Origin of the sequence: Aurantibacter aestuarii (genome assembly GCF_003008425.1) — a bacterium.
Lineage (GTDB): Bacteria > Bacteroidota > Bacteroidia > Flavobacteriales > Flavobacteriaceae > Aurantibacter > Aurantibacter aestuarii.
In genome coordinates, this window is the sequence record NZ_PXOQ01000007.1 from 714,581 (window position 1) to 728,195 (window position 13,615).

Consider the following 13,615-nt stretch of genomic DNA (forward strand, 5'->3'; position numbering starts at 1 on the left):
TATGATTCTTTCCTTAAACGCAATTGTCTTATCAAAAATTAAGTATAACGATAATGACCTTATCGTTAAATGTTTTACCCAGCAAAAAGGAATTGTAAGTTATATTTTAAAAGGCGTTTTAAAATCTAAAAAAAATAAGAGAATTGCTTTTTTTCAACTTCTAACACAATTAGATATTGAAACAGATTTTAAGGCTAATAGAAGTTTACAGTACGTAAAAGATTTAAAAAATCATACACTTTATAGTTCCATACATCAAAATGTTTACAAGAGTGCTATAGCAATGTTTATTTCAGATGTTTTAGCAAATGCTCTAAAAGAAGAAGAACAAAATGAAGCTCTTTTTAGCTATATAGAAGCCGCATTAAATTGGCTAGACATAAGCCAAGACTACTCCAACTTTCATTTGCTTTTTCTGCTTAAACTCACAAAATATTTAGGATTTTATCCAGATACTACACACATGGATTTATCTTATTTCAATTTAGTAGAAGGCGCGTTCGATTTTAATAAAACGCATGAGCAATTTATTTTAGGCGAAGATTTAAACCTCTTTAAAACTCTTTTGGGCACAAATTTTGATGCTTTAGATGCAATAAAAATGTCGTCAAACCAGCGTCAGCGTTTTTTAATTATTTTGTTGAAGTATTATGAACTTCATTTAATAGGCTTTAAAAAACCAAAATCTTTACAAATTCTAAACGAAGTTTTTAATTAAATATGAAACAAGTTCTCTGCATCATTTTATTATTAGTTATAAATGTAAGTGTTGCGCAAAGCATTCAAATTTTAAATGCAGAAAATAATCAGCCCATTTCTGGTGTTGCTGTATTTAACGAAAGCATGTCTAAAAGCGTCGTGTCTAATAAATTAGGATTTGTAGATTTAGCTATATTTTCAACTAATGAACTTTTAGTTATAAAGCATATTTCATACTTAGAACAGTTGGTTTATAAGCAAGAACTTACAAATGGGATTATATTATTAGATTCTAATCTTCAGAATTTAGATGAAATTGTCCTTTCTGCCTCAAAATTTCAAGAGAATAAAAATGACATTCCTAAAACAATTACCCGCATAGACGCAAAAACGATTGGTTTAACACAACCTCAAACGAGCGCAGATGTTTTAGAGCGAACCGGTAAAGTATATATTCAAAAAAGTCAGTTAGGCGGTGGAAGTCCTATAATTAGAGGGTTTTCAACTAACAGATTATTAATTACTGTAGATGGTGTGAGAATGAATAACGCCATTTTTAGAAGTGGTAATTTGCAAAATGTAATATCCATAGATCCTTTTACAGTTAGTGATACCGAAGTAACTTTAGGTGCCGGTACTGTAATTTATGGAAGTGATGCTATTGGTGGTGTTATGAGTTTTAATACCAAAAAGCCAGAATTATCTTATCAGGACAGTTTAATTTTAAATAGTAATGCGACTGTTAGATATGCAACTGCAAGTAAAGAACAAACGGTTAATGCAAATGTAAATATTGGATTAAAAAAATGGGCTTTTTTAAGCAATTTCACATTTTCTTCTTTTGATGATTTACGTATGGGTTCTCACGGTCCAAAGGAATATTTAAGACCAGAATTTGTTATTACGTCTAGAAATGAGGATTTTATTGTTCAAAATCAGAATGATTTAATTCAAAAAGATACAGGTTACGATCAAGTTAACTATATGCAAAAAGTTCTTTTTGTTCCCAACAGAAATTTAGATGTGTCATTGGGTTTGTTCTATACCAAAACAACCGATGTGCCACGCTATGACCGGTTAATTCGTTATCGTGGAGATAATTTACGTTCTGCAGAGTGGTATTATGGTCCACAAAAATGGCTAATGGCTAATTTAGGTATCGATTATAGAAATTCTAATAATTCGTTTTACGATAATTTAAAAGCCAATGTAGCGTATCAAAAATTTAATGAAAGCAGAAATGATAGAGATTTTCAAGATGTTATTTTAAGTACTAGAGAAGAACAAGTCGATGCTTTTTCATTTAATTTAGATTTGGAAAAAGTTTTCAGTTCAAAATTAAATTTATTTTACGGGTTGGAATATGTTTATAATAAAGTTGGTTCGGATGCCTTTCAAAAAAATATTGAAACTTTGGAAGAAGAAGCTATCGTAACGCGTTATCCAAATGGTTCTAAATGGCAATCTGCTGCAGCTTATGTGAATTTAAAGTATAAACCTATCGAAACATTTACCCTTCAATCTGGACTGCGGTATAACAGTATTATTTTAAAGTCAAATTTTGAAGAAAATAACACCTTTTTAAATCTTCCATTTACAGAAGCAAATACAAATTTCGATGCTTTAACGGGTTCTTTAGGCTTTTCATGGTTGCCTACAGAAGTAATTAATTGGAAATTTAACCTTTCTACTGCTTTTAGAGCACCAAATATAGATGATATAGGCAAAGTATTCGACTCAGAACCAGGATCTGTTGTGGTGCCTAATAATGACCTTAAACCTGAATATGCTTATGGAGGTGAATTAGGTTTGACTTTAAATTTTAATAAAAAAGCAATATTAGATATCAATACCTTTTATACTTATTTAGATGATGCTTTGGTAAGACGAGCAACTACTCTTAATGGTGCAGATGAAATTATTTATGATGGCGAATTGAGTGAGGTGCAATCCATTCAAAATGCCAGTCAGGCTAAAATTTATGGTGTGGAGCTAGGAGCAAAATTTCAACTTACAGAGCATTTTTCTTCTAAAACACAATATAATGTGATTGGTGGAAAAGAAATTTATGAAACTGAAACCGTTCCAGCACGACATGTCTCTCCAAATTTTGGAAACTCTCATTTGATATGGAAAAACAGTAAACTTACCTTAGATGCTTTTGTTAATTTTAATGGAGAATTATCTAATAACCAACTAGCGCCATCCGAGCAGGAAAAAGATTATATCTACGCTTTAGATAGTAACGGCAATCCTTTTTCTCCTTCTTGGTACACGTTTAACTTGGCAACTCAATACCAATTAAACCCTAATACCATATTATCGGCCAGTCTAGAAAATATTACAGACCAGCGTTATAAAACTTATTCTTCTGGTATAGCAGCGCCAGGTAGAAATTTAATTGTGGCTTTAAAATATACTTTATAAAAAAAGCACTTTAAAAAATAAAGTGCTTTCCTAATAGCTTTATTTAAATCTATTTTTTAATGGCTTTCTTAACTATAGTTTGATTGTTATCTAATTCTATTTTAGCTATATACATCGCTTTACTAAATTTAGAACTATCCATTTCAAAGCTAGAATTATTAATCGCTGCATTTGAAAACACAACTTGACCTATAGTATTATAAATTGAAATAGATTTAATTTTAGATGTTGTATTTGTTTTAAAAACAAATGTACTTTCATTAGTTTCGTACATTACAAATGTACCTTCATTATTTGTAAAATCTGTTGTAGACAAACTTTCTGTTTTAAAAACAATTTCAAATCGATTAGAAAATTCACCTACATTAGATGTAAAAGTATAGTTGGTTTGTTTTAAATCGGTATAAGTTCCTAAATCTTTATCTTTAAGATAAATCGCATTGTTGTTTAAAAAGTCACCATCAATTTTATCTAGTGAAAATGTAAAAGTAGTTGGCGCATTAATTCCATTTTTAAACCCTAATGGAATTACTTCATCTAAATTTAAATCGTTGGTGTGCTTACCTTGTATTTGATATTTTTGAGATTCGTCTCCAATAGGAGTAGAGTATAAACCGATGCTAGACTTATATAAATTGATTTTTTTAGAATCATAAAAAGAACCGTCATATTGAGCTGATGCTCCATCTATATAACTTACTAAAACCTGATTGTACACTCCAAAATCACTAGATAAGTTTAACCATAATTTATTAGGAACAGTATTGGAAGCTGTTCTAAAAAACTGGTCATTATCTCCCGTAACTCTCATACTATTGTTAAAGATGGCTGTACCAGTTGTACTTGCAGGATTGTCTGAATATCGAATGAAAAAACTCTGACAAGAAGGAATAAATGAATTAGGAATATCTAATGCGTCTACCGTTCCGTCATTATTTAAATCGCCACCTGCGACACCTCCAGAACCATTTACAATAGCATAATCTGAGACATTAAAGTTGTAAATTTCATTTCCATTTGTAGTTGCCGATGGTGGAGTGCTATGCGTCCAGAAATATATTTCACCTTCTAACTTCCCGTTAACAGACATGCTTTCTAGATTCTCATTAAAAAAAGCATTTATATCTATTGCAGATGCATAAGGGTTACCGATTAAATTCCAGTTATTATCATTTAATTCGCTATCATTTCTGGCTATGTTTGCATTTATAACACCATTATTTAATGGGCCATTAAAATTATAAAGGTATTCGCTTTGTCCACCTACCATTGCAGCAGTAGAATGTGATGCAATGTATCCAGCACCAGGAATCATGATGTCTCCAGCACTTTGTAAGAACCATACATCATTATTATCATCTACGCCATCTACAGCAGGGCCAAAAGTTTGAGTATTATCGTTATTATTCTCATAAAAACTATCTACAAAGTTTGCAGCAATAAATGAAAAACGTCTGTTACCATTTGCTTGACTTAAAGCACCTCCAAAGGTTTCATTTTCTACTGGAGAACTCCAGTACGTATATTCGTACCAGTCATTTATTGGAGCTGTAAATTTACTTACAGTTGTTGTGCCGTTTTCAACATATTGTGCATTATCATTTATTTGAACCACACTACCTTTATCTGTAACCAAAACAGTTCCGTTATTAACAATGTCATTAGTAATTTGTATAAAGGATAAATCTCCAACGGTTAGTGTGTTGGAGGTATTTATAACCAAACTACAAGCAACAATGTTACCGTCTATGCTAGTGTCATAATTAGCGTCTAAAACAGCAAGTATGGTGTTAGTTGGTATACTATTGCTCCAGGTTGTTCCATTCCAAACAGTACTGTCGCTTCTTAAATGTGCTGCGTCAGATACGGTTGAACAAGAACCATTTTCGGTGACTAAACAATAAAACTGATACCCTGAATAAGAAGATACAGCGCCGCTTAATTGCAGATTATCTGTTGTTTCTCCACTAACGGTTACCAATGGTAGGTTTGCGCTATTTACTACAGTCCAGTCTGCAGCAGTACCATTATTGAAATACCATTGATAAGTTAAAGACCCAGAATTTCCTGCAGTTGCTGAAATTTGAAAATCTGCCACAGATGAACAAGAACCTATATCTGAAGGTTGAGTAGTAACAGTTGGGAATGTTGAGTTTACCGCATTGTAAGCCCCCAAATCGGAACAAGTTTCATTTAAGTTTAAATTCCAATCTGCTCCATCATACGTTGCAGACGGTCCGGTAGCACTATTAATTCTAGAAATAGAATAACCAATTTCATTTGGACAATACACCACATCGTATGGGTTGCCATTTTTAGTTAATCTAATTTCATCATTTTCGTTTATACCAGCTCCAAAATCATCATAATCTGTACTTAGACCAGGACAGTTTCCCTGACCTGAGCTACCAACTTCCATTAGATATGTGCTATTAGGTGGAACGATGCCGACAAGATCAATAGTTCTGTCTGGTGCTGCATTGCCTATGTCTCCATAACGTTCAATTTCAAAATCTGTTCCTGGAGCATCTAAGTCTATAGCGCTACTGGTAGGGTTATACAACTCCATATACCATCCATTTCCACCATCGGTATCATACACTTCAGATATAATAAGATCTGTAAAGGATGAAATTGAACAAGAGCCACTTTCGGAAATTAGAGTAAACATGGTTGTACTATCTAAATCGCAACCATTTTCATTTACAGTTATAGAACCAGTAGTTGCTCCACTTGGAATTTCTATAATTAACTCAGTAGTGGTTTGGCTTAAAATTGTAGCTAATACGCCATTAACTGAAACTGTAGATCCAGCTGTAAAACCAGAACCATTTATAGTAACTTCTGTGCCAACTGGTCCTGTGGTTGGAGTAAAAGATGTAATGCTATGTGTTGGCGTACAACTATTATCACAATATACTTCTACATCATCTAACCTCCAAGGTGATGTCGTTCCTGAAACTTTTTCAAATTGAATCCAAACATTAGATTCACTCGAATAAGCCGATAAATCTACTGTATACTGATTGTAAGAGCCAGAAGGAACGTTTGAATGATTAAATATTTGTATGGTTGTAAATGGTCCAGTTTGACTAGTTGTAGACACGTTAATATTTAAAGTCTTGGCTGATGTGTTTCCAGATCTACCTAAAAAGAAACTTAGACTTGATGGTTGACTAATCAAATCTGTGGTTAAAAAGCCATTAAAAGCATCAAAAGCCATAGCGGCAGGTGCTGAATTATAATCTGTTGCTGAAACGCTTCTAGAAACGTCAGAGGCTATCCAATTTGTTGGTGCTGGGCTATTTGTTGTAAAATCTTCGTCAACACAAGGCCCATCTAAAGTTGTTTCATTTCCAACAAGTGGAGTTGTAGTATTATACGCAGGTCCTCCAATGCAATTTGTAGTATTATAGCTAAAAATAAAATAGTAATAGGTAGTTGAATTATTTAATCCTGTTGCATTAAAGCTTGTACTTGTATCAGATTGAATTACGGTTCCTCCACCTAAAGCATCACCAGGATTATAGTTTGTTCCATTTACAGGTGTGGCACTCAATGTTGGTGATGTACTTTGTACGACTAAATAGCCATCTGAAGTGTTGGCAGTAAAACTACCAGAAATGCTGGAATTTGTTATGCCGCTAAAAACTAGATTTGTTGGCTGATTGATAGGGGCAACACATGGGGTTGTTCCATTTCCTTGTATGCTAAATGTATAAGGGTTTTCATCTGTATCGTTATTAGCAATACTAATTATAGCCGTTCTTAAACCTACTGCGCTTGGGTTAAAAGTTATTGTGAAAGACGTATTACTTCCACTTATTACTGGAGTTGTAGCATTTGAAGTTACTGTAAAATCGGCCGCATTTGCCCCAGTAATAGAAACAATAGGAGCACCAGAAAGCACTAATGGAGCAGTGCCTGTGTTTTGTATGACAAAAGCATTTGCTTGTGTACCCGAAGTCACATCTACATCACCAAAATCTGTAAAATCTCCTGTCTGTGGTGTATTATCGTTATTAGCAATATCTATAGCATTTCCAGTAATATTAATTTCTGGTTGTGGTGTGTTTAGATATACCGAGCCATTAACAATTATATCATTTCCTGGACCTTCAAAACCACCAGTTCCAGTACCTGCTTCTGCCCAAGCATAAAACCTAAATGTTATTGGCGAAGAATTATTATTTAAATTTATATTAAAAGTAAATGTTTGAACACTTGTATTATCAATTATGGTTTTTTCGCCATCTATATTTGTAGAAAATCCATCCGCAGAACTTCTTAAAGCAATACCTCTTGGTCCAGTACCAGATCTTTGAAAATTAATATCTATAGTTGATGCATTAAAAGCATAACCTGTATTTGGAGTAACAGTAAACTCCATATATTTATTATTAGTGACTGCATTATTAATTGAAACACTTCCCCAATTATTTGCATTAAACCTATCACCATTGTTACTTCCTGTTAATCCTGTACCCCTTGTAATAGTAGAGTTTGTTAAATTTGGATCATTAAAGTTAGATGTTGCACTAACTTCATTTCCAGTTAACCCATTAAAGTCGAATGTCAATATTTGGCTATTACCAATTGATATAAAACTAATTACAAGAATAAATAATAATTTAAATTTCATAGTCTTTAAAAAAAATAAGCCTACAAATATATGAAATACTTATTGTTCAATATTACGATAAGGTTAAGTAATGTCTTAAAATTGAAATAGTTATTAACAAAATTCACTAAAAAAAGATTAATTTTGGAATTCTATGATTATAAAAACATCTTATACAATTGAAGAAGCTAAGCGCAAATTGGAGCATTATTGTGCTTACCAAGAGCGCTGTCATAAGGAGGTAGTGTCTAAATTAAGAGAGTTACAGATGATTCCTCAAGCCATAGATGTCATTTTAGTTCATTTATTAGATCATAATTTTTTAAATGAAACACGTTTTGCAGAAACTTTTGCTCGTGGAAAATTTAGAGTTAAGAAATGGGGAAAAAGACGTATAGAAAACGAGCTTAAGTTGCGTCAAATTTCAGCCTATAATATTAAAAAAGGACTCGCTCAAATTTCAGAAAATGATTATTTTGAGACGTTCGACCTTTTGGCTTTAAAGCGATTAGAAGCCATTACTGAGACTAATAAATATAAAAAAAGAAAAAAATTGGCAGACTATCTGCTTTATCGAGGTTGGGATTCGTCAATGGTTTACAACAAGGTTAAAGAACTTATACCTTAGCATTAAATATGACCAGTGCATATAAAAGCATTAGTCATATTTAATAACTTATATTTATAGGTTAAATGCTGCGCCAATGTTAATAGTGAATTGATTATGTAATGCTTCTGGAGCAGAAATATCATTATCGTATTTTGCCAGAGTAGTATTAAATTCCGAGTAAAGACCGAAACCATCAGTAAAGAAATATCTTACCCCAAGATGACCACCAAAGTTTTTTGTGCTTAAACTTAATCCAGGATACACATCAAAGTTTTCACTGATATTTATAACATTTCCTAGATTAGCATTTATTCTGGCCTTTATATCGTATCGATCAATAAAATCTGCATCCAAACGTTCATTTGTATTTAGTGCATATGAGGTTGAAACACCAACAGAAATGTTATCGGCTAGACCATAGTCAAAACTAGCATTTATTCCAGAAGCAAATTCTTGAAAGTTTCCTCCAATTTGAAGTTTTTTATCGCCTTTACCACTAAAAGCTTGTGCATTCGATAAGTAAGTGCTTAGCAGAAGTGCTATAAATAATAATTTTTTCATAATTAATTAATTGTTAGTTAATGCCTTTTTGTTTTTCCAATCTATCCATTTTTGACCTTTTAGGCGTCTCATTACATTATCAATATTACGCATTATAAAGACATTGTAAACTGCTTTGCTTAAATTTTTTGGGTGTCTTGCAATTGCGCGTAAACTCATAGAAAATCCAGGGGTAATATACTTCATATAATGCCAGTATCCTTCAGGCATATAAAGAACTTCTCCATGATTAAGCTCTGTTTTCCAGCCTTTTGCGTGTTTTAAATTAGGCCACTTATTAAAATCTGGATTAGAAAAATCAATATCTTCTCTGGTAATTAAAGCATAAGGTACCTTGTATAAATGTTTATTCTGATTTTGGTCGAATAGAATTATTTCTTTTTTTCCATCAAAATGAAAATGAAAAATGTTAGCTAAGTCAATATCATAATGCATAAAAGTGTAAGAGTCTTTTCCGCCAAAAAATAACATTGGTAAGCCTTTCATTAATCGTAATCCAAAATCAGGAAATGTATAATCTTTTTGAAGTTGAGGTACTTCCTTTAAAATGTTCCAAAGAAAAATTCTAAATTTTGTAGGTTCACTTTTTAATAAATCTACATAATCTCTCATTTTCATTTTAGCATGAGGCTGATTAAATCCATCTTTATAATCCACAGGTCTATCATCATACAATGGTACAGTTTTGTCTCCTGCAACCGTTTTCATATAATCTAGATTCCATTTGGAATATGCTGGCCAATCATCAATAAAACGCTCTATAACCACAGGTTTCTGAGGCTTAAAGTAGTGTTCTAAAAAATCCGCTTTGGTAATATGTTTTACCCTTGGGATATGTTGAAGATTTAAACTCAAATGAATAAAATGTTTAGCTTACAAAAGTAGTAAAAACACAAAAAGCAGTTGTTAATCTTAGTATAAAATTAAAAACTGCTTTTTAGTAATTATGTTACTATTCTACTTAAGCATTTTGGCTTTTTGCTTTGCTTCTTCGTTACGTTCAATTTTATGATCGGGACGTGTCCATTTAGGTTTTTCACCTAAAGCTTGAAATTTTGATTCTGAAGCTTCAACCGATTGTGGTTGTACTTTTTTAGTAAATGGTTTTTGAGGAATCATACCTAACGCTTCGAACATTTTCATGTCTTCATTAACATCTGGATTAGGCGTAGTTAATAATTTATCACCTGCAAAAATGGAATTGGCTCCTGCGAAAAAACACATGGCTTGACCTTCACGACTCATTTGAGTCCTACCTGCACTTAAACGTACTTGCGTTTCAGGAAGTACAATTCGTGTTGTAGCTACCATACGTATCATATCCCAGATATCAACTGGTTTCTGGTCTTCTAATGGCGTTCCTTCTACAGCAACTAAGGCGTTAATTGGGGTCGATTCCGGCTGTGGATTTAAGGTAGAAAGTGCGACTAACATACCTGCCCGGTCTTCAATATTTTCTCCCATACCAATAATTCCTCCAGAACAAACAGTTACATTCGTTTTGCGAACATTATCGATAGTGTCCAAACGGTCCTGGTAACCTCTGGTAGAAATAACTTCTTTATAATACTCTTCAGAAGAATCTAAATTATGGTTGTAAGCATACAAACCAGCTTCAGCCAGACGCTGTGCTTGGTTTTCGGTAACCATACCTAAAGTACAGCATACCTCCATGTCTAGTTTATTTATGGTACGAACCATATCTAAGACTTGGTCAAATTCTGGTCCATCTTTTACATTTCGCCATGCAGCACCCATACAAACCCGAGAACTTCCTCCAGATTTGGCACGTAAAGCCTGTGCTTTAACCTGTTGCACAGTCATTAAATCATTACCTTCTACACCAGTATGATATCTTGCAGCTTGTGGACAATACCCGCAATCTTCAGAACAACCACCTGTTTTAATAGATAATAATGTAGAAACCTGAACCACATTAGGGTCATGTTGTTGTCTGTGAATTGTTGCAGCTTCATATAACAACTCCATCATAGGTTTGTTATAAATAGCAAGAATTTCTTCTTTAGTCCAATTATGTCTTACCTCACTCATTATGCTTGATTATTTAAAACAAAAATAGGAATATACATTTGTTTTTAAGTTGAAATATAGCCAAAATATCCTTTTTTTAAGGCTGAAAAATTTATTTTTTAATTATTATACTTACTGCATTTCCACCAAAACCCACTGCATTAATTAAAATGGAACGAATTTCTTTGGGTTTTTCTTGTTGAATATATGGAACCGGAAAAACGGTATTCTCCTGAAGCATTAAAATAGCCATTTCTAAACTTAATAGTCCGGAAGCTCCCAAACTATGACCTATTTTCCACTTATTATTAGTTAAATAAGGTGTGGTTTTAAAAACGCTTTGTATAGCGTTTAATTCGGCTTTGTCTCCTTTTATGGTTCCTGCAGAATGGGTTACAATAATATCCACTTGTTCCATTTCAGCTTCCTTTAATGCCATTTGCATCGATTTTATAAAACAGTCACCATCTGCAGATAAAGAGACATGATGGGTTAGAACTTCTGTAGCAAAACCTACTCCAGTAATTTGAGCCAATCGATGTTTTTTTAATCCAGATTCTAGACACATGCTTCCTGCGGCTTCACCCAAAATCATAGAATTTTGAGTCTTTTCAAAATCTAATGCTAAACAAGGATAGTTTTGTTGCTCTAGTTTAGCATAAATTTTTAACGCTTTCATTTGGGCAATGGTAAAAGCGGTTAGTGGGGCTTCGCTACCACCAACTAAAAACTGGTTGCATTTCCCAGATTGTAGCCAAACAACACCATTTAATACGGCATGTAAAGCAGTAGAGCAGGTAATAGAATGTGAGATATCTGGTCCAGAGGTTTGCAAATCGTGCGCAACCCATGAAGAGATATTTCCTAAAGTGGTGGTTGGAGAAGCTAAAGTTTGTGCCTTTTTATGTTTTAAAAAATACGCATGCTCCATTTCAAAAATAGCAGTTGCACCTCTAGAAGAACCAATATTAACTCCAAAATGTGCATTTGTATTCCAGCTCGCTTCTTTTATAGCATTTCTAGAACTTAGTATTGAAAATAGTACTGAATTATCTAAGTACTTATATTTGGAGTTTTCTAATTTAAGACTTTCAACATCATTTAATACATCTTCAGGTAATGTTGCCATCCAATCATTATCTTGTACTGAAAAATAATGATTTGTGTTTTTATAAGCTTCTAAAATCTCTTTACGTTTACTTCCTAAAGGAGAAACTGTTGCGATAGCTGTTATGGAGATTGATTGTTGTAACATACATTTTAACTTACTGCAAAAATAAGGCTTCGCTTATTTAACTCCTAAGTTTTTTGAACTTCAAAACTGGTTCTTTTTAAATGATTTCTAAAGCACTTTCAATAGTGCTATAAATTTTATCTAGTTGAGGTTTGGATATGGTATATGGAGCTAAAATATAAATGGTAGATCCTAATGGTCTTAAGAACACGCCGTGATTCATAAAAAACTTAAATAATTTATCTCTTAAATTCCCATAACGTTCCATTTTAATATTTAAATCTAAAGCAAAAATAATTCCTGTTTGTCTTACAGAACTTACTTTGTTATGGTTTTTAATGCGTTCTCCAAAAGCTTTATGATATGCTATTATAGTAGAAATATTATTTTGAATTTCTTTAGAAGTTAACAACTCTATACCTGCAATTGCGGCGGTACAAGCTAATGGGTTTGCAGAGTAGGTGTGGCCATGAAATAAACCTTTTGCGATATCGTCACTATAAAACGCATTGTAAATTTCCAGACTACAGCTTGTAATAGCCATAGGTAATAGACCTGCGGTTAAGGCTTTGCTTAAGCACATAATATCGGGCTTAATATCTAATTGGTCTGAGGCAAAATAGGTTCCGGTTTTTCCAAATCCTGTCATAACTTCATCTGCAACCGTAATAATTTGATGTTTTTTACAAAAAGAAAGAATAAGCTCTAAACCGTTTTTGTCATGCATTTTCATTGCAGCTGCTCCTTGAACTAAAGGTTCGTAAACAAATCCTGCGACCTTGTTATTGGCTATAATATGTTCTAATTGCGCTATAATATCGCCATTATTTTCTCCATTTGGAGTAGGAATACGTTTTACATCTAACAAAAGTTCTTCAAAAGGACCATTATAAACAGAAAGCCCAGAGACACTCATAGCTCCAAAGGTATCACCATGAAAGCCATCTTCAAAAGCTATTAAGGTTTGGCGGGTTTCACCTTTATTAAAATGGTATTGTAAAGCCATTTTAATTCCAATTTCAACACTTGACGAGCCATTGTCACTAAAAAATAATTTTTCTTGATTTTGGGGTAGAATTTCTATAAGTTTTTCGGATAATTCTACTGCAGGCTCGTGTGTAAAACCGCTAAAAACAACTTGATCTAACTGTTGCATTTGTTTATAAACGCGGTTTGTAATATAGTCATTACAATGTCCGTACATGCATGTGTACCATGAAGCAATTGCATCTATATACTCATGACCTTCTTCATCTATTAAAACACAGTCTTTTGCTTTTTTAATAGCAATAGCTTCGGGATGTAATTTGTGTTGGGTTAATGGATGCCAAAGGTGTTTTTTATCGCGTTCTTTTAAGGTCATTTTTTGAAACTTGGTATTTGTATGGTATGATTCTGAAACGAGTTCAGAATGACGAATATTGCTAATTTA

At 33.0% G+C, this 13,615-nt stretch carries 9 protein-coding genes; 3 read left to right on the forward strand and 6 right to left on the reverse strand.

All coding sequences use genetic code 11. The features are described 5' to 3' along the window. The first annotated feature begins 1 nt into the window (after position 1). Together recO and C7H52_RS04490 are read left to right on the forward strand one after the other, a co-directional pair. Complete coding sequence (gene recO / locus C7H52_RS04485; RefSeq protein ID WP_106462685.1) at positions 2–718, forward strand: DNA repair protein RecO; 717 nt, start codon at positions 2–4, stop codon at positions 716–718. Between the two features lie 2 nt (positions 719–720). Then, entirely contained in the window at positions 721–3,126 is a 2,406-nt protein-coding gene (locus C7H52_RS04490) for a TonB-dependent receptor plug domain-containing protein (RefSeq protein WP_106462686.1), read from the forward strand. Positions 3,127–3,175: 49 nt separating this feature from the next. Here C7H52_RS04490 and C7H52_RS04495 read toward each other — a convergent pair whose 3' ends face one another. Further along, the gene (locus tag C7H52_RS04495; RefSeq protein WP_106462687.1) at positions 3,176–7,768 is read right to left on the reverse strand and encodes a choice-of-anchor D domain-containing protein; all 4,593 of its coding nucleotides are present in this window, start codon (positions 7,766–7,768) and stop codon (positions 3,176–3,178) included. A gap of 133 nt (positions 7,769–7,901) precedes the next feature. Here C7H52_RS04495 and C7H52_RS04500 point away from each other — a divergent pair, with 133 nt between their 5' ends. Continuing rightward, a complete protein-coding gene (locus tag C7H52_RS04500) occupies positions 7,902–8,375 on the forward strand; it encodes a regulatory protein RecX (protein ID WP_106462688.1) in 474 nt (157 codons plus the stop codon). 54 nt (positions 8,376–8,429) lie between these two features. Here C7H52_RS04500 and C7H52_RS04505 read toward each other — a convergent pair whose 3' ends face one another. The 5 genes from C7H52_RS04505 to bioA form a co-directional block, all read right to left on the reverse strand. Then, positions 8,430–8,918: a DUF6646 family protein gene (locus tag C7H52_RS04505; RefSeq protein WP_106462689.1), complete on the reverse strand. Its 489-nt coding sequence runs from the start codon at positions 8,916–8,918 to the stop codon at positions 8,430–8,432. A 6-nt stretch (positions 8,919–8,924) separates the two neighbouring features. Then, positions 8,925–9,773: a cupin-like domain-containing protein gene (locus C7H52_RS04510; protein ID WP_106462690.1), complete on the reverse strand. Its 849-nt coding sequence runs from the start codon at positions 9,771–9,773 to the stop codon at positions 8,925–8,927. Between the two features lie 102 nt (positions 9,774–9,875). After that, positions 9,876–10,970 carry a biotin synthase BioB gene (gene bioB, locus C7H52_RS04515; protein ID WP_106462691.1) on the reverse strand — a complete coding sequence of 365 codons (1,095 nt, stop codon included), beginning with the start codon at positions 10,968–10,970 and terminating at the stop codon, positions 9,876–9,878. A 91-nt stretch (positions 10,971–11,061) separates the two neighbouring features. Then, complete coding sequence (locus tag C7H52_RS04520) at positions 11,062–12,204, reverse strand: beta-ketoacyl synthase N-terminal-like domain-containing protein (RefSeq protein ID WP_106462692.1); 1,143 nt, start codon at positions 12,202–12,204, stop codon at positions 11,062–11,064. 76 nt (positions 12,205–12,280) lie between these two features. Next, positions 12,281–13,546, reverse strand: a complete 1,266-nt coding sequence (gene bioA, locus C7H52_RS04525; protein WP_106462693.1) for an adenosylmethionine--8-amino-7-oxononanoate transaminase — start codon at positions 13,544–13,546, stop codon at positions 12,281–12,283. Between the last annotated feature and the right edge of the window lie 69 nt (positions 13,547–13,615).